The sequence below is a fragment of the Streptococcus sp. GS001 genome (genome assembly GCF_021595565.1).
Taxonomy (GTDB): Bacteria; Bacillota; Bacilli; order Lactobacillales; family Streptococcaceae; genus Streptococcus; species Streptococcus xiaochunlingii.
Map to the genome: position 1 here is coordinate 115,712 of NZ_JACSYJ010000002.1, position 24,723 is coordinate 140,434.

25 protein-coding genes and 1 riboswitch are annotated in these 24,723 nt (G+C 41.7%); of the genes, 21 read left to right on the forward strand and 4 right to left on the reverse strand.

The features are described 5' to 3' along the window. The first annotated feature begins 148 nt into the window (after positions 1-148). The 7 genes from H8S88_RS04025 to H8S88_RS04055 all read left to right on the forward strand — a co-directional run bounded on the left by H8S88_RS04025 (position 149) and on the right by H8S88_RS04055 (position 7,127). On the forward strand, positions 149-1,195 hold the full coding sequence (locus tag H8S88_RS04025) for a D-alanine--D-alanine ligase (RefSeq protein WP_048789698.1): 1,047 nt from the start codon (positions 149-151) through the stop codon (positions 1,193-1,195). An 88-nt stretch (positions 1,196-1,283) separates the two neighbouring features. Beyond that, positions 1,284-2,654, forward strand: a complete 1,371-nt coding sequence (locus tag H8S88_RS04030) for a UDP-N-acetylmuramoyl-tripeptide--D-alanyl-D-alanine ligase (RefSeq protein ID WP_048789697.1) — start codon at positions 1,284-1,286, stop codon at positions 2,652-2,654. Further along, positions 2,644-3,255: an NUDIX hydrolase gene (locus tag H8S88_RS04035; RefSeq protein ID WP_048789696.1), complete on the forward strand. Its 612-nt coding sequence runs from the start codon at positions 2,644-2,646 to the stop codon at positions 3,253-3,255. The genes H8S88_RS04030 and H8S88_RS04035 overlap by 11 nt, the downstream gene beginning before the upstream one ends. A 30-nt stretch (positions 3,256-3,285) precedes the next feature. After that, positions 3,286-3,987, forward strand: coding sequence for a YwaF family protein (locus H8S88_RS04040; RefSeq protein ID WP_236127969.1), 702 nt, complete (start codon positions 3,286-3,288; stop codon positions 3,985-3,987). A gap of 28 nt (positions 3,988-4,015) precedes the next feature. Next, entirely contained in the window at positions 4,016-4,705 is a 690-nt protein-coding gene (locus tag H8S88_RS04045; protein WP_061563742.1) for a YwaF family protein, read from the forward strand. Positions 4,706-4,717: 12 nt separating this feature from the next. Beyond that, positions 4,718-5,404 carry a YwaF family protein gene (locus H8S88_RS04050; protein ID WP_125335332.1) on the forward strand — a complete coding sequence of 229 codons (687 nt, stop codon included), beginning with the start codon at positions 4,718-4,720 and terminating at the stop codon, positions 5,402-5,404. A 178-nt stretch (positions 5,405-5,582) separates the two neighbouring features. After that, positions 5,583-7,127, forward strand: a complete 1,545-nt coding sequence (locus H8S88_RS04055; protein ID WP_125335334.1) for a peptide chain release factor 3 — start codon at positions 5,583-5,585, stop codon at positions 7,125-7,127. 138 nt (positions 7,128-7,265) lie between these two features. On the opposite strand, the gene thiT is transcribed toward H8S88_RS04055, so the two are convergent. Then, positions 7,266-7,841: an energy-coupled thiamine transporter ThiT gene (gene thiT / locus H8S88_RS04060; RefSeq protein WP_061563745.1), complete on the reverse strand. Its 576-nt coding sequence runs from the start codon at positions 7,839-7,841 to the stop codon at positions 7,266-7,268. A gap of 81 nt (positions 7,842-7,922) precedes the next feature. After that, a riboswitch (TPP riboswitch) is annotated at positions 7,923-8,047 on the reverse strand. Between the two features lie 101 nt (positions 8,048-8,148). Here thiT and H8S88_RS04065 point away from each other — a divergent pair. The 13 genes from H8S88_RS04065 to H8S88_RS04125 all read left to right on the forward strand — a co-directional run bounded on the left by H8S88_RS04065 (position 8,149) and on the right by H8S88_RS04125 (position 20,298). Continuing rightward, positions 8,149-8,529, forward strand: coding sequence for a PH domain-containing protein (locus tag H8S88_RS04065; RefSeq protein ID WP_006596927.1), 381 nt, complete (start codon positions 8,149-8,151; stop codon positions 8,527-8,529). An 81-nt stretch (positions 8,530-8,610) separates the two neighbouring features. Beyond that, positions 8,611-9,519, forward strand: coding sequence for a magnesium transporter CorA family protein (locus H8S88_RS04070; RefSeq protein ID WP_048789690.1), 909 nt, complete (start codon positions 8,611-8,613; stop codon positions 9,517-9,519). 702 nt (positions 9,520-10,221) lie between these two features. Continuing rightward, positions 10,222-11,796, forward strand: coding sequence for a DEAD/DEAH box helicase (locus H8S88_RS04075; protein WP_236127970.1), 1,575 nt, complete (start codon positions 10,222-10,224; stop codon positions 11,794-11,796). Between the two features lie 326 nt (positions 11,797-12,122). After that, positions 12,123-12,869: a DeoR/GlpR family DNA-binding transcription regulator gene (locus H8S88_RS04080; protein ID WP_125335340.1), complete on the forward strand. Its 747-nt coding sequence runs from the start codon at positions 12,123-12,125 to the stop codon at positions 12,867-12,869. A gap of 208 nt (positions 12,870-13,077) precedes the next feature. Continuing rightward, positions 13,078-13,554 (forward strand): PTS sugar transporter subunit IIA, encoded by a 477-nt coding sequence (locus H8S88_RS04085; RefSeq protein WP_048689142.1) that lies wholly within the window; start codon positions 13,078-13,080, stop codon positions 13,552-13,554. A 39-nt stretch (positions 13,555-13,593) separates the two neighbouring features. Next, positions 13,594-13,899 carry a PTS sugar transporter subunit IIB gene (locus H8S88_RS04090; RefSeq protein ID WP_006148587.1) on the forward strand — a complete coding sequence of 102 codons (306 nt, stop codon included), beginning with the start codon at positions 13,594-13,596 and terminating at the stop codon, positions 13,897-13,899. Between the two features lie 96 nt (positions 13,900-13,995). Continuing rightward, a complete protein-coding gene (locus tag H8S88_RS04095) occupies positions 13,996-15,471 on the forward strand; it encodes a PTS transporter subunit IIC (protein WP_061563747.1) in 1,476 nt (491 codons plus the stop codon). Positions 15,472-15,574: 103 nt separating this feature from the next. Further along, positions 15,575-16,459 (forward strand): aldose 1-epimerase family protein, encoded by an 885-nt coding sequence (locus tag H8S88_RS04100; protein WP_236127971.1) that lies wholly within the window; start codon positions 15,575-15,577, stop codon positions 16,457-16,459. A 69-nt stretch (positions 16,460-16,528) separates the two neighbouring features. After that, complete coding sequence (gene lacA / locus H8S88_RS04105) at positions 16,529-16,954, forward strand: galactose-6-phosphate isomerase subunit LacA (protein ID WP_023026584.1); 426 nt, start codon at positions 16,529-16,531, stop codon at positions 16,952-16,954. Positions 16,955-16,970: 16 nt separating this feature from the next. After that, a complete protein-coding gene (lacB, locus tag H8S88_RS04110) occupies positions 16,971-17,486 on the forward strand; it encodes a galactose-6-phosphate isomerase subunit LacB (protein ID WP_023022658.1) in 516 nt (171 codons plus the stop codon). 11 nt (positions 17,487-17,497) lie between these two features. Then, on the forward strand, positions 17,498-18,427 hold the full coding sequence (locus H8S88_RS04115; protein WP_125335344.1) for a tagatose-6-phosphate kinase: 930 nt from the start codon (positions 17,498-17,500) through the stop codon (positions 18,425-18,427). Position 18,428: 1 nt separating this feature from the next. Further along, positions 18,429-19,409, forward strand: coding sequence for a tagatose-bisphosphate aldolase (gene lacD / locus H8S88_RS04120; protein WP_236127972.1), 981 nt, complete (start codon positions 18,429-18,431; stop codon positions 19,407-19,409). Positions 19,410-19,659: 250 nt separating this feature from the next. After that, positions 19,660-20,298 (forward strand): GNAT family N-acetyltransferase, encoded by a 639-nt coding sequence (locus H8S88_RS04125; RefSeq protein ID WP_023026591.1) that lies wholly within the window; start codon positions 19,660-19,662, stop codon positions 20,296-20,298. A 64-nt stretch (positions 20,299-20,362) separates the two neighbouring features. On the opposite strand, the gene H8S88_RS04130 is transcribed toward H8S88_RS04125, so the two are convergent. The 3 genes from H8S88_RS04130 to H8S88_RS04140 all read right to left on the reverse strand — a co-directional run bounded on the left by H8S88_RS04130 (position 20,363) and on the right by H8S88_RS04140 (position 23,821). Then, on the reverse strand, positions 20,363-20,647 hold the full coding sequence (locus H8S88_RS04130; protein ID WP_048717147.1) for a GIY-YIG nuclease family protein: 285 nt from the start codon (positions 20,645-20,647) through the stop codon (positions 20,363-20,365). Next, positions 20,637-21,383, reverse strand: a complete 747-nt coding sequence (locus tag H8S88_RS04135) for a tRNA1(Val) (adenine(37)-N6)-methyltransferase (protein ID WP_061563751.1) — start codon at positions 21,381-21,383, stop codon at positions 20,637-20,639. Before H8S88_RS04135 ends, H8S88_RS04130 begins: the two co-directional genes overlap by 11 nt. A 98-nt stretch (positions 21,384-21,481) precedes the next feature. Beyond that, complete coding sequence (locus H8S88_RS04140; RefSeq protein ID WP_125335349.1) at positions 21,482-23,821, reverse strand: cation-translocating P-type ATPase; 2,340 nt, start codon at positions 23,819-23,821, stop codon at positions 21,482-21,484. A gap of 137 nt (positions 23,822-23,958) precedes the next feature. Here H8S88_RS04140 and H8S88_RS04145 point away from each other — a divergent pair, with 137 nt between their 5' ends. Further along, positions 23,959-24,702, forward strand: coding sequence for a lysophospholipid acyltransferase family protein (locus tag H8S88_RS04145; RefSeq protein WP_048789617.1), 744 nt, complete (start codon positions 23,959-23,961; stop codon positions 24,700-24,702). The last annotated feature ends 21 nt before the right edge of the window (positions 24,703-24,723 follow it).

Genomic DNA, 24,723 nt, shown 5'->3' on the forward strand with positions numbered 1-24,723 from the left:
CCCTCCGGTTTTTTGTTTTTTAGGTGTTCTCTCTCGTTTTCTTTCTTTTTAAAGTGTGGTATACTAGAGGGACGAACTTGGTTGTGAGGAGTGCTTCTGACAAGTCAATCAGAAAGCACAAAATTAAAAAAAGGATTAGGACCAAACAATGGCAAAAGAAAAAATTGTACTTCTTTATGGTGGCCGTAGCGCAGAGCGCGAAGTGTCTGTACTTTCAGCTGAAAGCGTCATGCGGGCGATTAATTATGACAAGTATTCTGTTGAGACCTATTTCATTACTCAGGCGGGAGACTTCATCAAGACCCAAACCTTTGAAGAGAAGCCTGCTGAAACAGAACGCTTGATGACCAACGAGACCATTGATTGGGAAGCTAAAGTATCTCCGAGCAGTATCTACCAAGAAGGAGCGGTTGTCTTTCCAGTCCTTCACGGACCAATGGGAGAAGATGGATCGGTTCAAGGTTTCCTAGAAGTCTTGAAACTTCCATATGTGGGATGTGATATCCTTTCTTCTAGTGTGGCGATGGACAAGATTACCACCAAACGGGTCCTAGAATCTGCAGGGATTCCACAAGTTCCTTATGTGGCTGTTCTTGAAGGAGATGACCTAGAAGCTAAAATTGCTTTAATAGAAACAGAATTGACCTATCCGGTCTTTACTAAGCCTTCTAATATGGGCTCTAGTGTCGGGATTTCAAAAGCAGAGAACCAGGCAGAACTTCGTCAATCTTTGGAATTGGCCTTTAAATATGATAGCCGTGTTCTGGTTGAGCAAGGGGTTGTGGCGCGCGAAATTGAAGTGGGGTTGTTGGGTAACTACGATGTCAAGAGCACCCTCCCTGGTGAGGTGGTCAAAGATGTAGCCTTCTATGACTACGAAGCCAAATATATCGATAATAAGATTACGATGGCGATTCCGGCTGAAATTCCTGCAGAAGTTGCTGCGACCATGCGTCAGAATGCCGAATTGGCCTTCCGTGCCATTGGTGGGAAAGGTCTCTCCCGTTGTGATTTCTTCTACACAGAGGATGAGGGCATCTACTTGAATGAGCTCAATACCATGCCTGGCTTTACCCAATGGTCTATGTATCCCTTGTTGTGGGACAACATGGGCTTGTCCTATCCTGATTTGATCGAGCGTTTGGTCGAGTTGGCAAAAGCAACTTTCGAAAAACGCGAAGCACACTTACTGTAAGAATCTGTTCCTAGCGGGAGTGGGAGATGAAGTCAACTCATAGAGGAGTCGCTTTTCTTCCTGCTCCCCCTTTTTAGAGGAGAATACCATGAATGTAACCTTGCACGAAGTAGCAGGTGTCCTGGCTGCTCGCAATGATATCAGTCAATTTGAAGATGTAGACTTTACCAAGCCTGAATTTGATAGCCGTTTGATTGGGCCTGGAGACCTTTTTGTCCCTCTTAAGGGGGCGCGTGATGGGCATGATTTCATCAAGACGGCCTTTGAAAATGGGGCTGTAGCGACCTTGTCTGAAAAAGAAGTAGAAGGCCACCCTTATTTGTTGGTAGATGATGTTCTAGCGGCCTTTCAAAAATTAGCCCAATATGTGTTGGAGAAGAGTCAAGTAGATGTCTTGGCGGTCACCGGTTCAAACGGTAAGACAACGACCAAAGATATGTTGGCTCAATTGCTGTCAACTACCTACAAAACCTATAAAACACAAGGGAACTACAATAACGAAATTGGCCTTCCTTATACGGTTCTCCATATGCCAGAAGGGACAGAGAAGCTTGTCCTTGAAATGGGGCAGGACCATCTGGGAGATATCCATCTTCTCTCAGAAATTGCGCATCCAAAGGCAGCAATCGTGACCCTTATTGGGGAAGCTCACCTGGAGTTTTTCAAAGATCGCAAAGAAATCGCTAAAGGAAAATTGCAAATTGCGGATGGGATGCCAGCTGGTGGCTTGCTTCTAGTGCCGGCCGATCCCATTGTCGAGGATTTTTTACCGAGCCAACAAGAGCTTGTGCGCTTTGGTGAAGGAGCAGACATCAGCATTACCAAGTTGGAGGAACGCAAGGACAGCCTAACCTTTGAAGCGAACTTCTTATCAGATGCTGTTGACTTACCTGTCACAGGTAAATACAATGCGACCAATGCCATGATTGCGGCCTATGTTGCCTTGAAAGAAGGAATCAGTGAAGAAGCCATCCGTGCAAGCTTTAAAGGCCTAGAACTTACTAAGAACCGCACAGAATGGAAGAAGGCAGGTAACGGAGCGGATATCCTATCCGATGTCTACAATGCCAATCCGACGGCTATGCGCTTAATTTTAGAAACCTTCTCCACTATTCCTGCCAATTCAAATGGCCGCAAGCTAGCGGTCTTGGCAGATATGAAAGAACTCGGGGAGCAATCCATTGATCTGCACAACCAAATGATTCTCAGCCTGTCACCGGATGTCTTGGATACCGTTATTTTCTACGGTCAAGACATTGCGGGCTTGGCTCAATTAGCGAGCCAGATGTTCCCACTCGGACATGTCTATTATTTCAAAAAGACCGCTGAGGAAGACCAGTTTGAGGACCTGGTCAAACAAGTCAAGGAAAGCTTAAAAGAGCTGGACCAAATCCTCATCAAGGGAAGCAATTCTATGAATCTAGCCAAATTGGTAGAGGAGTTGGAGAATGGCGAGTAATAATGTGCTAAAGAACATTCAGCGCTTGATTTCAATCACCAACACAGGCTTAGCGTTCTCAAAAGATCCATTTGATCAAGAGCGCTATCAGGATATTCGTGACATTTTACAGGATCTCGTCAGAGAAGCGACTGATTTGAATTCACAAGAATTATCGGATTTGTTTCGACCGACAAACTATTATGACACCCCCTTAATTGATGTTAGGGCTTGGATTGTCAAAGATGGAAAACTTTGTCTGGTGAAAGGTCAGGGAGAAGAGACCTGGGCTTTGCCGGGTGGTTTTGGTGAGGTTGGCTATTCTCCTAAAGAAAATATTTTAAAGGAAATCCAAGAAGAAACGGGCTATGTAGCACGTGTCAATCGGTTGTTGGCAGTATTTGATACCAATCGCTACCAATTGCAAAGTCGCCAATATGTGAAATTGGTATTTGAATGTGAATTGCTGGATGGAAGTTTTCAACAGAATCAGGAAATTTCCGACCTTGCCTTTTTTGAGAGAGAAAAAATACCTGCTCTTTCTACCAAGCGCAATACAGAAGAACAATTGAACTTCCTTTGGGAGGTCTATGATGGGAAACGAGATTTGTATTGTGATTAAAAACGATCTATAAATTAAAGGAATGTGAAAATGACACTTTGGGATTTATTGTTTACAAACCAAAAATCAGCCCCGCCTGGGTTTGGTCTCTGGTATTTCATTCTGCCGGCCTCTTTGTTGGTGGTTGGTTACTTTTCCATCAGATATGCACAGTCCAAAAGCTACCAACGCTTTTGGTATTGGGCACAGTTGATCCAAGTCCTGACCATCAATGCTTGGTATATTCTCGCCCACATGCCTTTGACGGATAATTTGCCTTTTTATCATTGCCGCTTGGCCATGTTGGTGATTCTCTTTGCCCCTAAAGGGACCTATATCAAGCAATATTTTGCTCTCTTGGGAGTTTTAGGATCGATTGCGGCCTTGGTGTATCCGGCCTTTGATCCTTTCCCATTCCCTCATATCACTGTGTTGAATCTGATTTTTAGTCACTGGGCCTTGCTTGCCAATAGTTTGATTTACCTACAGGATCATTATCAATCTGAAAAACAAGACAGCTTGAGAATTTTCAAGACCACTTTTGGCATGAATGCCTTGATTTTCTTGATAAATGTTTTGACGAAAGGAGATTATGGCTTCTTACGGCGTCCACCAATCATTGGCGACCACGGTGCTCTCTTAAACTACCTCTTGGTTAGCTTTGTGATGGTGGCTGGAATTTTCTTAGTCAACCAACGTTATAAGTACAAATACAAGATGGTTGAAGAGACTGTCGGTTCGCATTCGGAATAGAAATTAGATGAGCTGAGGTAAGGAAGACATGACTCTTTGGGATTTATTTTTCACCAGTCAACCAACGGCTCCTCCTCAATTGGGGGTTTGGTATTTCTTGTTGCCGACATCATTGGTAGTGGTGGGGCTTCTGTCTATTCGATTTGCCTCTTCCAAAGGCTATCAAAACTTTTGGTATTGGGGGCAATTGATCCAGTTGCTGATTATCAACGCTTGGTATATTGCAGCACATTTGCCTGTTTCAGAGAGTCTTCCCTTCTACCATAGCCGAATGGCCATGTGGATCATTCTGTTTGCTCCTAGGGGAAGATTCAAGCAATATTTTGCTCTTGTTGGTGTCTTTGGATCTATCATGGCTTTGGTTCATCCCGTCTTTTATCCCTATCCTTTTCCTCACGTATCCTCGATCAACAATGTCTTTGGTCACTGGGCCCTCTTGGCCAATTGCTTGATCTATCTGGTTCAATCCTACCAGGTGGAAGCAAGGGATGCCTGGAAAATCTGTCAGATGACTTTTGGGGTTAATGCTATTATTCAGCTTGCGAATCTTGTAACAGGTGGAAATTATGGTTTTATGCGTCGTCCTCCTGTACTTGGTGATCATGGACTTGTGCTCAACTATTTGATCGTGACCATCCTGATGACAGGGACCCTTATCCTGATCAATGCGATCGTTAAGTCCAGTAAGAAAAGAAAAAGAACATCTGAATCCGTTTAATAAGGAGATCGTATGCATCATTTTTTTACAACTGAATCCACTGCACCACCTGTTATCCCGCTCCTTTGGTATGGGGTCATGGTTCTTTTAATCCTAATGGCAGTTTGGGCTTCATTACGTTACTATCAAAATGAACAATTCCGGAAGATCTTTCGAAACTTACAAATATTTCAATTGATCTGTCTCTATATCTGGTATTTTGCTTTTCAACTTCCCTGGTCCAATAGTTTACCCTTGTATCATTGCCGTTTGGCCATGTTTGCTGTCTTGTTGTTGCCAGACCAATGGAAGAGCAAGCAGTTCTTTGCCTTGATGGGAGTCAGTGGGGCGATCTTTGCCTTGGGTTATCCGGTCTTTGATCCCTATACCTTCCCTCATATTACGAGCTTTTCTTTTCTCTTAGGGCATTACTGTCTCTTGGTTAATTCCTTGATTTATCTCTTGAGATTCTATGATTCGAGTCTCTTAAAAAATCGAGAAATTGTTCTTTATACTTTCGTCTTGGATTTATTCCTTGTGGGAGTCAACCAAGTCACTGGAGGCAATTATGGACTCATGGCGCGACCACCAATTATCAAAGGGGATAGTCTCTTGGTGAATTATGTCGTGGTTTCCAGCATCCTAGCAGCAGCCTTGCTTCTCTTTAATGTATTTTTCAGTCGCAGAAGAGAGCGGGTTAAAGTAAGTAATTCAATATAATTGAAGAAGACTAGAATCGTATGATTTTAGTCTTCCTTTTTGATTTCAAAGAAGAATCATCGTTGAAAAAAGTGCCTATTTTCGCTATAATAGGACAGATAGAGAAATTGAGGAGAAATCCGATGTAGAGATGAATTTGTAAACTTGTCAGAAAATAAGAAGAGAAAGAAATAGGAACATGAACGTACAAGAAGAAATTAAAAAACGCCGTACCTTTGCCATCATCTCCCACCCGGATGCTGGTAAAACGACGATTACAGAGCAGTTGCTCTACTTTGGGGGAGAGATTCGGGAAGCTGGTACTGTAAAAGGAAAGAAAACAGGAAACTTTGCCAAGTCTGACTGGATGGATATCGAGAAGCAACGTGGGATTTCGGTAACTTCATCTGTCATGCAGTTTGACTATGATGGCAAACGCGTCAACATCCTTGATACACCGGGGCACGAGGACTTTTCAGAAGATACTTATCGGACCTTGATGGCAGTGGATGCTGCCGTCATGGTGGTGGACTCTGCCAAGGGTATCGAGGCCCAAACCAAGAAATTGTTTGAGGTTGTCAAACACCGTGGCATTCCAGTCTTTACCTTTATGAACAAGCTGGACCGTGACGGTCGCGAGCCACTGGATCTCTTGCAAGAATTGGAAGAGGTCTTGGGCATCGCAAGTTACCCGATGAACTGGCCGATTGGGATGGGGAAAGCCTTTGAGGGACTCTATGACCTTTATAACCAACGTTTGGAACTTTATAAAGGGGATGAACGCTTTGCCAGTCTAGAAGATGGCGATAAGCTCTTTGCCAGCAACCCATTCTACGAACAAGTGAAAGAGGATATCGAACTCCTGAATGAAGCAGGAAATGAATTCTCAGAAGAAGCCATCCTTGCGGGTGAATTAACACCAGTCTTCTTCGGATCAGCTTTGACGAACTTTGGGGTACAGACTTTCTTAGAAACTTTCCTCAAGTTTGCTCCAGAACCACATGGCCACAAGAAGACTGACGGAGAGCTTGTTGATCCATATGACAAGGATTTCTCAGGCTTTGTCTTTAAAATCCAAGCCAATATGGACCCTCGTCACCGTGACCGCATCGCCTTTGTCCGTATTGTATCGGGTGAATTTGAGCGTGGTATGAGTGTTAACCTTCCTCGTACTGGTAAGGGCGCTAAGTTATCTAACGTGACTCAATTTATGGCCGAAAGCCGTGAAAATGTCACCAATGCTGTAGCAGGGGACATCATCGGGGTTTACGATACCGGTACTTATCAGGTTGGAGATACTTTGACAGTGGGCAAAAACAAGTTTGAATTTGAACCACTGCCAACCTTTACCCCTGAAATCTTCATGAAGGTATCTGCTAAGAATGTCATGAAGCAAAAATCCTTCCACAAAGGGATTGAGCAATTGGTGCAAGAAGGGGCCATCCAGCTCTATACCAACTACCAAACAGGTGAATACATGTTAGGTGCTGTCGGGCAACTCCAGTTTGAAGTCTTTAAACACCGGATGGAAAATGAGTACAATGCAGAAGTGGTCATGAGCCCAATGGGTAAAAAGACTGTTCGCTGGATCAAACCAGAAGACTTAGATGAGCGCATGTCTTCAAGCCGAAACATCTTGGCTAAGGACCGCTTTGACCAGCCAGTCTTCCTCTTTGAAAACGACTTTGCCCTCCGCTGGTTTGCGGATAAGTATCCAGATGTCGAGTTAGAGGAAAAGATGTAACTCAGCACCAACAATTGGAACTAAAGTCCCTAATTGTTGGACGCTAGCCACTATTTTGTAGGCTAGCTAACTAGTCTCTTGGTTCACTTTGGGAATAGAATATATAAATTAAAAAAGCCAGCTCAAGCGAGCTGGTTTTTATTGTTCTGTAATAAGGAGTCTTCCTAAAAATTCTTGTAAGATAAAGAAGACAATGAGGCTAGCAATGGTCTCCCCTAAGAAGGAAGAGCTATTCACAACAAGAGAATAAATGTAGGCACTTTGGCCTGCTGGTGCATAGCTTCCCCAGAAGATGACCCCTGCAATGTAGTGAATGAGGTAGCGTGCAAAACCACCTAAGACGACTCCGGCAGTAATATATGTGAGTGTCTGAACTCGTTTTTTATCTCTGATAGCCTTGTCAAGCGCAGGTTTGACAGTTCCACTCAGTCCAATTAGACTAAAGGCTACAAAATACTCTAAGAAACCTTGGATTGGAGTCAACCAACCACCAGCTGCTTCCCCCGTTACGACTTGCAAGAGTCCCCAGATGAATCCCCCCATGGCACCAGCCTTGACGCCCCAGCGGAAACTAAGGAGAAAGATAGGAACCATTTTAAAGGATAGAGAAATCCAAGGACCTAAGGACATGGGTTGAGTAACCAAATCCAAAATATAAGCAATGGTCGCTAAGAGAGCGACCTCAATCATTGGTCGAACCGTAGTTTTCGACATAAAAAAACCTCCTATACCAATCGTTTTGATTGGCTCATTTGTTGCCACACCAAAACGACGTCATAGAAGTTCTCTATTTCATTCTGTTTTGAGACACATCCCTACGCAGGTCCTAACCTGATCAGGTGGTAAGAGTTTAGGCCAGTAACGAACACCTCTGGTATCCAAGCTAGCCAATCTCAGCAATTGCTCCTCTTGTGACTCTTACATTATACTATCTAAAAAAACTTCCTGCAACTTTTTAACTCGCAAAAAATATGGTATAGTTATAAAGATAGAAAATGCACAAGTTGTGGAGGAAATAATCATGGGTATTTTTGCAGGTTTGATGGGCAATGCTTCTCAAAAGGATGTCGATAAGGTTGAAAAAGATTTAGGGGATATCCTAGTTCCAGGTGAGCAGGTAACCTTGGCTTTTAGCTTGATTCGTGACTTGATTGTCTTTACGGAGTACCGTCTGATTTTGGTGGACAAGCAAGGAATGACAGGGAAGAAAACATCTTATAAATCTCTTCCATATCGTTCTATTTCGCGTTTTTCAGTAGAAACATCTGGTCATTTTGATTTGGATGCTGAATTAAAAATTTGGGTTTCATCAGCTGTAGAACCATCAGAAACACTCCAATTTAAGAGTGATAATAGTGTCATCGAAATCCAGCAGGCTTTGGCAGCAGCTGTTTTGCGTTGATAAGTGAATGAGGACAGGACTCGTATAGTGATTTTGGATGATCGGTAGGAGCACTGGCAGATAAGGTAAAGAGGAAACGAAATGTTCGTTGAAAGAAAGTTAGGAGATGGCCGGAGTTGGATTAATATTGATTCTGACTTGATTGCGGAAACCTCCCAGTTGTATCAAAAGTATGATATTGATCAAGAAACCATTGAATATGCACTGGATAAAAATGAACGTGCCCACATGGATTATAATCGTGAAAATGGGACTGTGACTTTTATCTATAATGTATTGGATATGGAAAAGGAAAAGGAATATTACGAAACCATTCCTATGACTTTTATTATTCAAGGGCCTCGACTAGTCACCATCAGTAACCGGGATAATGCTTATGTTATCGAAAAAATGGAGCGCTATGTCGATGCTCATGAAAGCTTATCTACCTTTAAACTTTTATTTGCTGGCCTCGAGATGATCAGCAATGCTTATTATCCGATTATTGAGCGTCTGGATAAACATAAGGACGAAATCAATCGTCTCTTGCGAAAAACCACGACCAGTAAGAACCTTTATGCTCTTTCGGACTTGGAAACGGGTATGGTCTATCTGGTATCTGCGGCCAAGCAAAATCGCATGTTGCTCGAACATATCAAGGCTCACCTGATCTATCGTCAATTAGATGATGTGGAAAAAGAACAGTTTGATGATGCCATGATTGAGGCCCGGCAGTTGGCCTCCATGACAGAGTTAAACTCTCAGGTCTTGCAGCAATTGTCTAGCTCCTACAATAATATTCTGAATAACAATCTGAATGATAATTTGACAACCTTGACCATCTTAGAAGCCCTCTTAGCGGTCTTAGCAGTTGTCACTGGTTTCTTTGGAATGAACGTTCCATTGCCCTTTACAAACGATCCCAATGCCTGGATTTATATTTCGATCGCTAGCTTCGTCTTGTGGTTGATTTTATCACGAATCTTGCGCTGGATTGCTCATAAACGATAAAAAAAGAGAGGTAGGGAAGAAATTCCTTACCTCTTTCGTATCTTAGTTATTTCAGAAAATTCTTCATTTTTAACTCTGCCTCCCCTAAGAAGAAGAGGCAGTTTTGATACAAGTGATCGACTGTACAAAATCTTCTTGGAAATAGTAGGAGTAGATTTAAAAGTACTGAGTGGATTATAAACAATTTATAATTGGATTGAATCGTTGAATCAGTTAAATGAATGAATCATTTTAATGATACTGAAATATCCTAGATACTAAATTCATTATACATATTTTTATTTTAAAAATCAAGGAAATAATCCCAAAATAAAAGGGGATTTTTTGTGAGTAAAAATTTTTAGAAAGCCTATTGTAACGCTGTTTTTGTGAGGTGCTTCAAATGAAAGAAGAGACTTTTCAGTCTTCTTTATTATTGCAAATTTAAAAAAGAAATAAATAAGGAGTTATACTAATGAACCAAAGTTGGAAAGAGTTCATTTGAAAGGGGTTACCCACTAAAAACTTTTCAACCTGTTTCGTTTTACTATCTTTTAACCCTGGTCTATGGTATACTAGATAAGTTGCAAAAAAGCAGTACTTTTCTTTAGTGGAAAAGAAGCAACACGGTCTTTCATGAAAACTGAAAGTACGTCATGACAAGAAAAGTATAAACTAAGCGCTATAGGATGGCTTCGCACCATCTTTAGAAAGAAGAAAAACATGAAATTTAATGAATTGAACTTATCTGCTGAATTGTTAGCAGAAGTTGATAAAGCAGGATTTGTAGAAGCAAGTCCTATTCAAGAACAAACCATTCCTTTGGCTCTTGAAGGAAAAGATGTTATCGGACAAGCTCAAACAGGTACAGGGAAAACTGCAGCCTTTGGCTTGCCAACCCTTGAAAAAATTCGTACAGAAGATCAGACCATTCAAGCTTTGGTCATCGCGCCAACCCGTGAACTAGCTGTACAAAGTCAGGAAGAACTCTTCCGCTTTGGTCGAAGCAAGGGTGTAAAAGTCCGTTCTGTTTATGGTGGTTCAAGTATCGAAAAACAAATCAAGGCTCTTAAATCAGGTGCTCATATCGTAGTTGGAACGCCTGGTCGTCTCCTAGACTTGATCAAACGCAAGGCCTTGAAACTACAGTACATTGAAACTCTTATCCTTGACGAAGCAGATGAAATGCTCAACATGGGCTTCCTTGAAGATATTGAAGCCATTATCTCTCGTGTCCCAGATAATCGTCAAACCTTACTCTTTTCAGCAACCATGCCTGAAGCTATCAAACGCATCGGGGTTCAATTTATGAAAGACCCTGAGCATGTGAAGATTGCTGCCAAAGAGTTGACAACAGAACTAGTTGACCAGTACTATATCCGAGTTAAAGAACAAGAAAAATTTGACACCATGACTCGTCTCATGGACGTGGAGCAGCCAGAGCTTGCGATCGTATTTGGTCGTACCAAACGTCGTGTAGATGAGTTGACTCGCGGTCTGAAGATCCGTGGCTTCCGTGCTGAAGGAATTCATGGAGACCTTGACCAAAACAAGCGTCTTCGTGTCCTTCGTGATTTCAAAAATGGCAATCTGGATGTCCTCGTAGCAACAGACGTAGCGGCTCGTGGTTTGGATATTTCTGGTGTGACCCATGTCTACAACTATGATATTCCACAAGATTCAGAAAGCTATGTTCACCGTATCGGCCGTACAGGTCGTGCTGGTAAGTCAGGTCAATCGATTACTTTCGTAGCACCAAATGAGATGGGCTACCTCCAAATCATCGAAAACTTGACTAAGAAACGCATGAAAGGTCTCAAACCTGCGACAGCAGAAGAAGCCTTCCAAGCTAAGAAGCAGGTTGCACTGAAGAAGATTGAACGTGATTTTGCTGATGAAGCTATTCGAGGTAACTTCGAAAAATTTGCAAAAGACGCTCGTAAATTGGCTGCAGAATTCAGCCCAGAAGAATTGGCCATGTACATCCTTAGCTTGACAGTTCAGGATCCAGACAGTCTTCCAGAAGTTGAAATTGCGCGTGAGAAACCATTACCATTTAAACCATCTGGTGGTGGATTTGGCAGAAAAGGCAAGTCTGGTCGCGGTGGACGACTTGGTGATGACCGTCGAGATCGTGATCGTCGCGGCAATGGTCGTCGTGATGACTACCGAAAGGGTGGTCGTTCCAATGATCGTTTTGACAAAGAGAAGCGTTACCGCAAGGATCATAAAAAACCTCGTAATACTTCAAGCGAGAAGAAAACAGGCTTTGTGATTCGGAACAAAGGAGATAAATAAAAAATACAAGGGTAAACAACTGTTTACCCTTGTATATTTATAAGGAGACCGAAATTCGTAAACAAAACGTTTGCTATCACTCTGTGGTAGCGTTACCAATTCTGTTAACATATTAAGAATACAACTTTTTATGAGCCCTGTCAACAGATTTGCTAAAAAAAATTTACTTTTTTTTAAAAAATGAACAAAAAGTTTAATTTATCTACAAAAATGATCAACAAAATAAGTGGTTAATATAGAAAAAATTGGACAAAATGTTTGTTTCTTATTGAAAATGATCACTATTATAGTATAATGAAAGCAGAAATAGGAAAGTAGGACGTCATATGAAAGAGAGTAGACATGTAGCAATCTTACAAGAGTTGGACAAAAACGAAGTAGTCTCTGTTAAGGATCTAAGCGATTTCTTGGGTGTAACCGATATGACTATTCGACGTGATTTGATGGACTTAGAGGAACAAGGATTATTGGTTCGTGTTCATGGAGGGGCCCATCGAAAAATCAAGGATAGTCTGACAGAAGTCTCCCATACAGAAAAGAACATGTTGAACGTGGAAGATAAAAGGGAAATTGCTCAAAAATGTGCGGCTTTGATCGATGAAGGCGATACAATTTTTATTGGAGCAGGGACCACTACAGACTTTATTGGCGATTATCTTGAAGGGAAACATGTCAGTATTGTAACCAATTCCCTACCTATTTTTGAAAAATTAAAAGACCAACCCAATTATGACATTATCCTAGTGGGAGGTCGATATAGGGTCAAGACACAGACCTTTGTAGGACAGTTTGCAAATAAACTCTTAAAGGAAATTAAGGTTTCGAAAGCCTTTATCGGGGTAAATGGAATTGATGGTCATACAGCAATGACTGCAAACGAAGAAGAAGGAAACGGCAATAAAATTATTCTTAACAATGCCATTGAAAAGTATGTAGTAGCAGATAACAGTAAGTTTGATAGCTATTCTTTCTATGCTTTTTACCGTCTAGATGATTTAGATGCGGTGATTACCGATCATTCTATCTCTAAAAAGGTGCGAGAAAAATACAATTCTTATACAAAAATTTTGTAAAGATTCCTAAAGAAAGAGCTAAAAGACCAGGATTCAAGCAGATTCTGGTCTTTATTATATCCTTAAATAGGGGAGGGGTTATAAATAAATCTATAAAAAATAAACAAAAAAGAACAAAAAATTACATATTGTAATTGACAGCGCATTCATATAGTGATATACTTATCATGTAATTAAAAGATATTTTAAAAGTGGAAGGGGTGAAAAAATGGGATTAAATCAACTGTTTAATCGGGAATTAGTCTTTTGCCTAGATGTTGCGAATCAAGAGGAATTGTTTGACCAAGTTGCAACTTTATTGGAAGAACGTCAGATTGTGACAGATTCTTATCGAGCTGCATTAAAAGAAAGAGAGAAATCGTTCCCTACTGGTTTAGATATGGAATTTCTAGGAAAGGATCTTCCGAATGTAGCGATTCCTCATACGGATATCATCCATAACCTGACAGAGAATATTGTAGTTGTTCGATTGAAAAATCCGGTAACCTTCCACAATATGATCGCACCTGATAAAGAAGTAGAAGTTTCTCTTTTATTCTTCATCATTAACAATTCTAGTTCCAGCCAAACAAACATTTTGGCGCATTTGATGGATTTCTTTACGACAAACGGAAATCTTGAAAACATGTCGAAATTGGAAACTGAAGAAGACTTATATCGCTATATCACAGAAGCGATTGCTTAATAGTAACAATTAAATATATTTATAATGGAGGTCATTCAAATGATTAAAATTTTAGCTGCCTGTGGTGCAGGGGTTAACTCAAGCCACCAAATCAAAAGTGCTCTAGAAGAAGAGCTTTCAAACCGTGGATATGATGTACAATGTGATGCGGTAATGGTAAAAGATGTCAATGAAGACTTGATTAAAGGCTATGATATCTTTACACCAATCGCTGCAACAGATTTAGGCTTTGATCCTGGTATTCCAGTAGTTGAAGCTGGTCCAATCTTGTTCCGTATCCCAGCAATGAGCGCTCCGGTATATGACAATATCGAAGCAGCAATCAAAGAACACGGCTTAAGCTAATTTCTTCATCTATATTTTGTAAGTGATTCCTATGTTGGAAATTGCTGACATTCTTAATTTTGTAAAATATAAAAATATAAATCGGGAGGATTTATTATGAATGGCATTATCGATTTTGCCAATAAGTTTTTCAAACCCATTCTAGATATGGGTGCACCGATCATCATGTTGATCGTCCTAACTCTATTGGCACTTTTGTTTGGAGTGAAATTCTCCAAAGCGCTTGAAGGTGGTATTAAACTTGCCATCGCTCTTACTGGTATCGGTGCAATCATCGGTATGTTGAATGGAGCTTTCTCAGCGTCTCTTGCAAAATTCGTTGAGAACACTGGTATTCAATTGAATATCACAGACGTAGGTTGGGCGCCACTTGCGACCATCACTTGGGGGTCTGCCTGGACACTTTACTTCTTGCTAGTTATGTTGGTTGTCAACGTTGTCATGCTTGCAATGAAGAAAACAGACACACTTGATGTTGACATCTTTGATATCTGGCACTTGTCTATCACAGGTCTTTTGATTAAATGGTATGCTGATAAAAATGGAGTTAGCGCGGGAGTTTCTCTCTTCGTTGCCACTCTAGCAGTAGTCCTAGTAGGGATTATGAAGATCATCAACTCAGACTTGATGAAACCAACATTTGATGACTTGTTGAATGCACCTAGCTCTTCACCAATGACATCAACTCACATGAACTACATGATGAACCCAATCATCATGGTTTTGGATAAAATCTTTGACAAATTCTTCCCAGGTCTTGATAAATACGACTTTGACGCAGCTAAATTGAACAAGAAGATCGGTTTCTGGGGATCTAAATTCTTTATCGGTTTCCTTCTCGGTATCATTATTGGTTTGATGGGAACTCCACATCCTGATCCTAATGTAGCTGATGCTAAAACTTGGGAATTGGTTATTAAAGGTTGGTTGAGCCTTGGTTTGACTGCCGGTGTCTGCTTGGAATTGTTCTCATTGATTGGTTCTTGGTTCATTGCAGCGGTAGAACCATTGTCACAAGGTATTACAAATGTTGCTACTAAACGTCTTCAAGGACGTAAATTCAACATCGGTTTGGACTGGCCATTTATCGCTGGTCGTGCTGAAATCTGGGCTTGTGCCAACGTACTTGCACCAATTATGTTGATCGAAGCAGTACTTCTTTCTAAAGTCGGAAATGGTATCTTGCCACTTGCAGGGATCATCGCTATGGGTGTGACTCCAGCCTTGTTGGTTGTTACACGTGGTAAATTGATCCGTATGATCGTATTTGGAACACTCTTGTTGCCACTCTTCCTTCTTTCAGGTACTCTTATCGCACCATTTGCTACTGAATTGGCGAAAAGTGTAAATGCCTTCCCAGAAGGAGTTGATAAAGCTCAATTGATTACTCACTCAACTCTTGAAGGACCAGTTGAAAAACTTCTTGGTTGGACTATTGGTAACGCAACTACAGGAGACATCAAAGCTATTGTTGGTGTTGTTGCCTTCTTAGCATTCTACGTTGGAATCTTTGCATGGTATAGAAAACAAATGATCAAACGTAACGAAGAATACACAGCAAATGCAAAATAATCCGCTCCTAAATATGTAACTTGATAAAACTAGGGTATCAATTTTCCAGACATGGAGGGGTAGCCTAGTTTTTTCTCTAAAATAACATGCTAAGGAGTGAAATATGAGGATAGCTTTAAAAAATAATGATCTGGAAGTTTGTTTCAAGGAGTTAGGTGGTGAGCTGGCCTCTATCAAAGATCGGGATGGTATCGAATATCTTTGGCAGGGTGATGCTCAGTATTGGAGTGGCCAAGCCCCAGTTCTCTTTCCTATCTGTGGTTCGGTTCGAAATGATACGACCTTGTATCGCCCTCAAGGTGTTGGGAAGATCCCTCGCCACGGGCTGGTTCGCAAGAAAAACTTTGAGCTGGTAGAGCAAACAGAAGATCGGGTGACTTTTGGGATAGAAGATACGGAAGAAATGTATCAGCAATATCCCTACCATTTCAGATTAGAAATTTCCTATCAATTGCTAGGTAAGAAGATTCAAGTAACCTATCGGGTTTACCATCTTGGGGAGGAAGGAGTCATGCCCTTTTTCGTTGGTGGCCATCCAGGATTTAATTGTCCGTTACTGGCGGATGAAGGGTTTGAAGATTACTGCCTGGAATTCGAACAAGAAGAGACCTGTAGTATTCCTAAATCCTATCCAGAGACAGGCTTGCTAAATGTCTTTGATCGGACACCTTTCTTACAGCAAGAGAAAATCCTAAATCTCGATTACGATCTCTTCCAAAAGGATGCCATCACCTTAGATTGCTTACAATCAAGAAGGGTGACCCTTCGCTCTAAAAAGCACGAGAAGGGGGTAAGTCTTCATTTTCCAGATTTTTCAAACTTGATTATCTGGACAACGCCAAATAAAGGGCCATTTATCGCATTAGAACCTTGGTCTGGTTTATCCACTTCCCTTGAAGAGAGTGATTATTTGGAATATAAAAAGCAAGTTCGACTTTTGCCAGCAGGTCAAGCAGCTGAACTAAGTTTTGAAATCGAAATTTTATAGATAATAATGTTGTTGAATATAGAAGTTTCTGTATTTGATTGAAAAATGAATTAAAAGAAGGAGCATAATATGTCAGTTATTATTGGTGCGGATGCAGCAGGTATCCGCTTAAAAGAAGTAGTCAAAGAATATTTGGAAGCAGAAGGTTTCCAAGTAGTGGATGTGACAGAAGAAGGGCAAGACTTTGTGGATGTGACCTTGGCTGTCGCTAAGGAAGTCAAACAAGCAGAAGACAATCTTGGTATCGTCATTGATGCCTATGGTGCTGGTCCATTCATGGTCGCTACTAAAATTAAAGGAATGGTTGCGGCAGAAGTTTCAGATGAGCGTTCTGCCTACATGACTCGTGGCCACAACAATTCTCGCATGATCACCATGGGCGCTCAAATCGTGGGTGACCAATTGGCCAAAAATATCGCCAAAGGTTTTGTAAACGGTAAGTATGACGGCGGTCGCCACCAAATCCGTGTCGATATGCTCAACAAGATGTGCTAAGGGGAGGAGTAAACGAATGAAAATTGCAATTGGATGTGACCATATTGTCACAAATGAAAAAATGGCTGTTTCTGAATTTTTGAAATCAAAAGGTTATGAAGTTCTTGACTTCGGAACCTATGACCACGCGCGTACCCACTACCCAATTTTTGGGAAAAAAGTCGGAGAAGCAGTCGCTAGTGGTCAAGCTGATCTTGGAGTATGTATCTGTGGTACTGGTGTTGGAATTAACAACGCTGTTAACAAGGTTCCTGGAATTCGTTCAGCCTTGGTACGCGACATGACAACGGCTCTTTATGCAAAAGAAGAACTCAATGCTAATGTCATTGGTTTTGGTGGGAAAATAACCGGTGAATTGCTCATGTGTGATATCATTGAAGCTTTCATTCATGCAGAATACAAACCAAGTGAAGAAAACAAGAAATTGATTGCCAAGATTCAACATTTGGAAACCCATAATGATCACCAAGAAGATGCAGACTTCTTTACAGAATTCCTTGAAAAATGGGATCGTGGTGAATACCACGACTAAGAGGTGAGCTTATGATCTTAACTGTCACCTTGAATCCTTCCATTGATATTTCTTATCCCTTGGAAGAATTAAAGTTGGATACTGTGAATCGTGTGTCGGAAGTTTCTAAGACGGCTGGTGGTAAAGGGTTAAATGTCACCCGTGTCCTAGCTGAGAGCGGTGAAACAGTTGGAGCAACAGGTTTTGTTGGGGGGACCAATGGTCAATTCATCAAGACCCATCTTCCACGAGATGTCCAATCCTTCTTCTATGATATCTTGGGAGATACGCGGAACTGTATCGCCATCTTGCATGAAGGAAATCAAACAGAAATCTTAGAAGCGGGTCCAGAAATTATCCGGACGGAAGGTTTAGGATTCCTTCATCATTTCAAACTCCTCATGCCGACAGCGGATGTGATTGCTATTTCAGGGAGTCTTCCTACAGGGCTACCAGTGGACTATTATGCGAGCCTAATTGAGATTGCAAAAGAAGCAGGACGCAAGGTTGTACTTGATTCATCAGGCAAATCTTTAGAAGCGGTCCTTCACTCACCATTCAAACCAACGGTGATTAAACCCAATCGCGAAGAATTATCTCAACTCTTAGGACGAGATGTTTCGGCGGATTTTGAGGACTTAAAAGTAGTTTTGAAAGACCCACTGTTTGAAGGAATCGAATGGATTATCGTCTCCTTAGGTGGAGATGGTGCCTTTGCCAAACATGGAGACAGCTTCTATAAGGTCGATATTCCAAAAATAGAAGTGGTCAATCCAGTGGGATCTGGAGATTCAACCGTGGCTGGGATCTCTGCTGCCCTCAGTAGCGGAAAAGATGACGCGGCCCTCTTGACCCATGCTATGGTCTTAGGGATGCTAAATGCCCAAGAAAAGATAACAGGGCATGTCAATATGGCCCACTACGATGATTTGTATCAGAATATAATTGTAAAAGAGGTATAAGATGGTATTAACAGAACAAAAACGCAACTATTTAGAAAAATTGAGCACCAAAGAGGGTGTAATCTCAGCCTTGGCTTTTGACCAACGTGGTGCCTTGAAACGCCTCATGGCTCAATATCAAGACACAGAACCAACAGTAGCTCTAATGGAAGAATTGAAGGTCTTGGTGGCTGAAGAATTGACGCCATTCGCATCTTCTATGCTCTTGGACCCTGAGTATGGACTTCCAGCAACCAAGGTCTTGGATGCAGAAGCAGGTCTCTTGTTGGCTTATGAAAAAACCGGCTACGACACTTCTAGCACTAAACGTCTGCCAGACTGCCTTAACCTTTGGTCAGCTAAACGCATCAAAGAACAGGGCGCAGATGCAGTGAAATTCTTGCTCTACTATGATGTGGATAGTGCAGAAGAACTCAACCAAGAAAAACAAGCCTATATCGAACGCATCGGTTCAGAATGTGCTGCAGAAGAAATTCCATTCTTCCTTGAAATCTTGGCTTATGATGAAACTATTGCGGATGCAGGTTCTGTAGAATATGCGAAAGTAAAACCTCGTAAGGTCATCGAAGCTATGAAAGTCTTCTCAGACCCACGCTTCAACATCGATGTCTTGAAGGTAGAAGTGCCAGTCAATGTCAAATACGTTGAAGGTTTTGGCGATGGAGAAATCGTTCATAGCCGTGAAGAAGCGGCAGCCTTCTTTAAAGAACAAGAAGAAGCAACCAACCTTCCATACATCTACTTGAGTGCCGGTGTTTCTGCAAAACTCTTCCAAAAAACCCTCGTCTTTGCCCATGAAGCAGGCGCGAACTTCAACGGGGTCCTTTGTGGTCGTGCAACTTGGGCTGGATCTGTAGAAGCCTACATCAAGAATGGCGAAGCAGCAGCTCGTGAATGGCTCCGTACAGAAGGTCGTCGCAACATTGAAGAGCTCAACCAAGTCTTAGACCAAGTCGCAACTTCTTGGAAAGAGCGTATTTAATTCCTTAGTTCCTAACGTATCAAATAGTCTTTCTAGAAAAATCTAGAAGGACTATTTTTTTGTTTCTATGCAGGAGTAGTTCCGTCATTCATCAAAAATTGGTTCCCAATGTTCATAAATCTGATTAAGCTTTCATTCACTATTCAAATGGCTTCTAATTTGTAAGGGTTTATGTGATAATTTCACATTACAATCGAAAATAAGAGTGTTTTAGAGTATAATAGTTTTATTAGAATGAAGGAGTTGGCGTATGGAAAGGATCGTATATAGAGAAGCAAGGCTAGATGAGTACAAGCTAATTGGAAAAGTCTGTGCTGATGCTTTTATGAATTATCCATTTTTAACCGTCATTAAAGAAGATTTAAAAAAGCCTGAATACTTTCCAGCTTTTATTGAACTATTGCATACCTTGTTAGTCAAGCTCTACATCAAAGGGGAAACGTGCTTAGTTGCTGAACGAGATGGAGAAATTATAGCAGTAGGGCTCTTGCAACAAAAAGATTTCTCAATGGTCTCTTACCTACTAAATGGAATTATCAAATTGTTCCGTTACATTAGCCCTTGGAAATTGATGAAATATCTGGACCTAGTGGAGCGTTCGGAGCAACATTTAAAAAAATCTGGAAACTTTGATTGGTATCTAATGATATTAGCTGTGAGCCCAACTGTTCAGGGTCAAGGGGTTGGTAGTCATTTTCTCCAAAACGGGATTGAACCTTACGTCAAGGCCAAAGGTTGTAAGCGTCTAGGCTTGATTACTAGTACGCAACAAAATGTCTTCTTCTATGAAAAAAATGAATTCGTCCTATTAGATTCTATGGTGCTAGATTATGGGAAACAAAGCGTTGGGAATTGGGCTTTTTTAAAGACCCTTGATGACGAATCTTAGATAATTAAAAAAAGGAGCTCTTGGGAGCTCCTTTTAGCATGCAAACAGATGATTGTTACACCATCTAGGTGTTTTTTTGTTCGGGATCTATCTTGGATTGTTGATGCTTGATATAGGTCAGTTTTTCCTCTCGGCTCTTCCGTTTAAAGAGTGCCTCGGCTGACATAGCAGCTCTTTTGTCGGGAAAAGACTCCTGGTAGATCAAGGTCACAGGAAGTCTAGGACGGGTATATTTGGCGCCTTTGCCAGCATTGTGAGTTTTGATACGGCGCTCGATATCGGTGGTGTAGCCAGTATAGAGGGTCCCATCCGCACACTGGACTACATACATATAAGCTTTAGTTTCCATAATAAATCTCATGAATCTCCGGCGTATAGCTTCCATCTTCCTCATGAATAAACAGTGGAGGAAGAATTTTTAGACCATCCCGCGATCCATCTTTAATGGCCTCAATGAGAAGCATGTTGGCATCTTTATGAACCTTGGGATAGACAAATTGAATCCGTTTGGGAGCCAGATTGAAGCGTTTCATGGTTTCGATGATATCTAAGAAGCGATCCGGACGATGCACCATGACGAGTCGGCCATTGGACTTGAGAGTCCGTTGGGCCACTTGACAAATTTGGTCCAAATTGGTGGTGATCTCGTGACGGGCTAGCAAATAATGAGGGCTCTCATTTAAATTGGAATGCTCGTCCACTTTAAAGTAGGGAGGATTACAGAGAATAAGGTCGATTTTACTACCAGGGAAATGGTGGGGCAAATTTTTTAAATCATCGGTAATCATGGACATACGGTCGGAGAGGTCATTCAATTGGATGGAACGCTCTGCCATGTCGGCGAGTCTTTCTTGTATCTCCACTCCAACGATGGTTGCTTTGGTGCGCGTGCTAGCGAAGAGTCCGACAGCGCCATTGCCGGCACAAAGATCAACAATCAGACCACGGTTGGGCAACTTAGGAAAACGTGACAAAAGGACACTATCAATAGAATAGCTAAAAACTTCTCTGTTTTGAATGATTTTCACATCGCTTGAAAATAGTTGGTTGACGCGTTCGCCGTCTTTTAATTCGATATCGTTCATGGCTCTATTATAGCATGAAAAGAGGGCGGGGAAAAGCATAGAAAGGGATAAGAAAAAATAAGGACAGAACTTTTGTTCCATCCTTATCCAAGAGTTGTTTAATCAAATTCATATTTTTGATAAATGGTCGCCAAGATGAAGATTCCCGTAAAGAGAGCCATCAAGGCAAGGTAGACTGGGAAGGTCACAGCTGTCAATGTTCCGATTTCAATCAGACCTTTCAAGTAAAAGGCAGAGAGATAGAAACCGCAGACAGAGAAGATAATTAAGAGACCTCGCCAGATATTGAGTGGCAAGCAAGCCCGAATAACGGACAAGAAGCCAATAGATCCTAACAAGTAGTAGGAAAGGGTAGACATGTCCAGGCTAGACCAGCCATGATGAGCTCCCCATAAACGAACAAATAAGACGCTAAAGACAACCATCAAGGCATTTGGTAAGGCCAGATGCAAGGAGCGTTTGAGGAAGTGTTTTTCCACTGGATTAATGTTTCGTTCAAAGGTTAAGACAAATGGAGGGAATCCTTCGACAAACTGGTCAATCAGTGTAATCTGAATCGGAATAAATGGGAAGATCAACAAGTAGTTGATGTCAAATAAAAGGGCACTTGCGATACAAATAATCGCCAGAATGAAGGAGTAGATCGTCTTAATAAAGAAGATAGGAGCGATTCGTCCAATGTTATTGACGACCCGACGACCTTCAAAGAGAATTTCTGGAACATCATTAAAGTCAGAGTTTAACAAGACGAGATTGGCAATTTGACGGGTTGCAGGATCGCCTTCGGCCATCACGATGGAGCAGTCAGCTTCTCGTAAGGCTAGGATATCATTGACCCCGTCCCCCGTCATGGCAGTGGTTCGACCAGCGGCCTTGAGGGTTTGAATCAAAAGTTTCTTCTGATGAGGAGAAACCCGTCCAAAAATGGCTGTACTTTCAGCTAGGTCCACCAACTCATCGTCCTCAATCTTAGAACAGTCAATATAACTTTCGTAGCTTTCAAAACCAGCTTCCTTAGCAATGTAAGAAACAGTGACAGGATTATCACCAGAGATGATTTTGAGATCCACATCTTGGGAGCGAAGATAATCCAAGGTTTCGGCAGCCCCTTCGCGGATTGGATCGAGGATTTCAATGACGGCGATCGCTTCTACATCACTTGGCAAGGTCAAATCATGCATATCGATGGCTTCCACACTGCGAGCTAAGATCAAGACCCGAGATCCATGGGCTTGGGCTTCCAATACCGCTGGAGGATTTTCTTTGAGGAGCATTTCTGGTGCCCCCAAATAAACGGTCCCCAAGTTTGTCAGAGTCATGGCACCCCATTTTCGATCACTTGAAAATGGAATGATTGATTCGGCTGTATAAGCGTGTTCTAACTCGCCATATGCTTTGCGGATAGCTTGGGCAGTTGGGTTGTTATCCTCAGAATTTTGCATATAGGCAGCGAGAATAACTTCGATAGTTTCTTCAGAAAAGTGTTCAGACAGGGAGTGAATGCCTTTGACGGTCATTTTTCCTTGGGTGATGGTTCCTGTCTTATCCAAACAAAGAGTATCAACACGAGCCAAGGTTTCCACAGAGTACATCTCTTGGACCAAGACCTTGCGCATCCCTAACTTGATCACGGCTGTCAAGAGAGAGGTCACTGTCAGAAGGGCAATCCCTTTTGGCAACATGCCTAAGAGAGCAGTGGAAGAGGTAATCACAGAATCTTTCATTGGAAGCAGTTTAATTAAAAAGGCTTCACAGAAGAGAGCAATTCCAAATGGGATAATAATCTTTCCAGTAAAACTAGAGATTTTTGCGAGATTATAGAGAATGCGGGAATTGATGGGTTTGAGAGTTTTTGCCTCTACCATTAATTTATTAGCATAGTTATTGGCCCCCACACGACTGACACGAGCGTAGACCTGACCACTCGCTAAGAAGCTTCCGGATAGAAGTTCATCTCCCTCTTCCTTGAGAACCAAGTCACTTTCTCCTGTGAGCATGGCTTCATTGGCTTCAGCAACTCCCTTTTGAACGATGGCATCACTCGGAATTTGGTCTCCAGCTGATAGCTTAATCAGGTCGCCAAGGACGATTTTCTCTGGATCAATGGTTTCTTCTTCCCCGGCTCGGATGACAATGACGAGCTCCTTACTCATCAAATTCAATTTATCAATCATCCGTTTAGCGCGGAGCTCTGTGGCAATTCCGGATAAGGCATTAAAGCAGATGACTGCAAAAAAGACCAGGTTGCTCCAGGCTTGTACCGCAACCAAAGCGAGGGCGATCACAAAGTTCAAAGCATTAAACAAGGTGAAGACATTGCGCTTGATGATTTGCCAGGTACTGGTACTGGTATTCGCTTTAAATTCGTTGGTTTGGCCACGCTGTATTTTTTTGCGGACCTCTTCATGGGTTAATCCCTTTAATTCATTCATTTCCATAAAAACATCATATCATTTTTTTAAGAAAAAGACTAGGTGCAGTCGGTTTGTTGACTCATCCAGTTTTTGAAAAGATTTGCGGGGAAGAGAAGGATAAGGTATAATGGATAAACAAGAGAATTATCAAAGGAGAAAGCATGTTTTATACCTATTTACGTGGCTTAGTGACCTTTATTTTATGGGTTCTGAATGGAAATGCTCATTACCATCATAAGGAACTGATTCCGAGCCAAGAGGAAAATTACATTCTCGTAGCTCCTCATCGAACTTGGTGGGATCCTGTCTACATGGCCTTTGCGACCAAACCCAAGCAATTTATCTTTATGGCTAAGAAGGAACTCTTTACCAATCGGATTTTTGGATGGTGGATTCGCATGTGCGGGGCTTTCCCAATTGACCGTGAAAATCCAAGTGCAGCAGCGATAAAATACCCAGTGAATATGCTCAAAAAAAGCAAGCGTTCCTTGATTATGTTTCCAAGTGGAAGTCGCCATTCTCAGGATGTTAAGGGTGGAGTTGCCGTGATTGCCAAGATGGCCAAGGTACGTATTATGCCTGTCACTTATACGGGTCCAATGACTTTGAAAGGACTAGCGACCTGTGAACGGGTTGACATGAACTTTGGGCACCCTATTGATATCTCTGATATTGCAAAAATGAATGATGAGGGAGTGGAAGAAGTTGCAAGACGTATCCAGGCTGAGTTTGATCGCTTAGATGCGGAATCTCAGGCACTGCGCAATGACCGGAAACCTTTTATCCTCATCCGTTTATTGAAGTTTTTATTGTTGCCATTTGTCTTGGTTGTCGCTTTACTGACCCTCTTGTTTAGTTATATCGCAAGTTTCGTTTGGGATCCAGACAAGCATCGGAAGGACTAATGAGTTTTCTTGAGAACAAGA

Excerpts from the sequence above, each read along its gene's own strand:
- H8S88_RS04025 (WP_048789698.1), top strand. The coding sequence starts at position 149 with ATGGCAAAAGAAAAAATTGTACTTCTTTATGGTGGCCGTAGCGCAGAG.
- H8S88_RS04030 (WP_048789697.1), top strand. The coding sequence starts at position 1,284 with ATGAATGTAACCTTGCACGAAGTAGCAGGTGTCCTGGCTGCTCGCAAT.
- H8S88_RS04035 (WP_048789696.1), top strand. The coding sequence starts at position 2,644 with ATGGCGAGTAATAATGTGCTAAAGAACATTCAGCGCTTGATTTCAATC.
- H8S88_RS04040 (WP_236127969.1), top strand. The coding sequence starts at position 3,286 with ATGACACTTTGGGATTTATTGTTTACAAACCAAAAATCAGCCCCGCCT.
- H8S88_RS04045 (WP_061563742.1), top strand. The coding sequence starts at position 4,016 with ATGACTCTTTGGGATTTATTTTTCACCAGTCAACCAACGGCTCCTCCT.
- H8S88_RS04050 (WP_125335332.1), top strand. The coding sequence starts at position 4,718 with ATGCATCATTTTTTTACAACTGAATCCACTGCACCACCTGTTATCCCG.
- H8S88_RS04055 (WP_125335334.1), top strand. The coding sequence starts at position 5,583 with ATGAACGTACAAGAAGAAATTAAAAAACGCCGTACCTTTGCCATCATC.
- thiT (WP_061563745.1), bottom strand. The coding sequence starts at position 7,841 with ATGTCGAAAACTACGGTTCGACCAATGATTGAGGTCGCTCTCTTAGCG.
- H8S88_RS04065 (WP_006596927.1), top strand. The coding sequence starts at position 8,149 with ATGGGTATTTTTGCAGGTTTGATGGGCAATGCTTCTCAAAAGGATGTC.
- H8S88_RS04070 (WP_048789690.1), top strand. The coding sequence starts at position 8,611 with ATGTTCGTTGAAAGAAAGTTAGGAGATGGCCGGAGTTGGATTAATATT.
- H8S88_RS04075 (WP_236127970.1), top strand. The coding sequence starts at position 10,222 with ATGAAATTTAATGAATTGAACTTATCTGCTGAATTGTTAGCAGAAGTT.
- H8S88_RS04080 (WP_125335340.1), top strand. The coding sequence starts at position 12,123 with ATGAAAGAGAGTAGACATGTAGCAATCTTACAAGAGTTGGACAAAAAC.
- H8S88_RS04085 (WP_048689142.1), top strand. The coding sequence starts at position 13,078 with ATGGGATTAAATCAACTGTTTAATCGGGAATTAGTCTTTTGCCTAGAT.
- H8S88_RS04090 (WP_006148587.1), top strand. The coding sequence starts at position 13,594 with ATGATTAAAATTTTAGCTGCCTGTGGTGCAGGGGTTAACTCAAGCCAC.
- H8S88_RS04095 (WP_061563747.1), top strand. The coding sequence starts at position 13,996 with ATGAATGGCATTATCGATTTTGCCAATAAGTTTTTCAAACCCATTCTA.
- H8S88_RS04100 (WP_236127971.1), top strand. The coding sequence starts at position 15,575 with ATGAGGATAGCTTTAAAAAATAATGATCTGGAAGTTTGTTTCAAGGAG.
- lacA (WP_023026584.1), top strand. The coding sequence starts at position 16,529 with ATGTCAGTTATTATTGGTGCGGATGCAGCAGGTATCCGCTTAAAAGAA.
- lacB (WP_023022658.1), top strand. The coding sequence starts at position 16,971 with ATGAAAATTGCAATTGGATGTGACCATATTGTCACAAATGAAAAAATG.
- H8S88_RS04115 (WP_125335344.1), top strand. The coding sequence starts at position 17,498 with ATGATCTTAACTGTCACCTTGAATCCTTCCATTGATATTTCTTATCCC.
- lacD (WP_236127972.1), top strand. The coding sequence starts at position 18,429 with ATGGTATTAACAGAACAAAAACGCAACTATTTAGAAAAATTGAGCACC.
- H8S88_RS04125 (WP_023026591.1), top strand. The coding sequence starts at position 19,660 with ATGGAAAGGATCGTATATAGAGAAGCAAGGCTAGATGAGTACAAGCTA.
- H8S88_RS04130 (WP_048717147.1), bottom strand. The coding sequence starts at position 20,647 with ATGGAAACTAAAGCTTATATGTATGTAGTCCAGTGTGCGGATGGGACC.
- H8S88_RS04135 (WP_061563751.1), bottom strand. The coding sequence starts at position 21,383 with ATGAACGATATCGAATTAAAAGACGGCGAACGCGTCAACCAACTATTT.
- H8S88_RS04140 (WP_125335349.1), bottom strand. The coding sequence starts at position 23,821 with ATGGAAATGAATGAATTAAAGGGATTAACCCATGAAGAGGTCCGCAAA.
- H8S88_RS04145 (WP_048789617.1), top strand. The coding sequence starts at position 23,959 with ATGTTTTATACCTATTTACGTGGCTTAGTGACCTTTATTTTATGGGTT.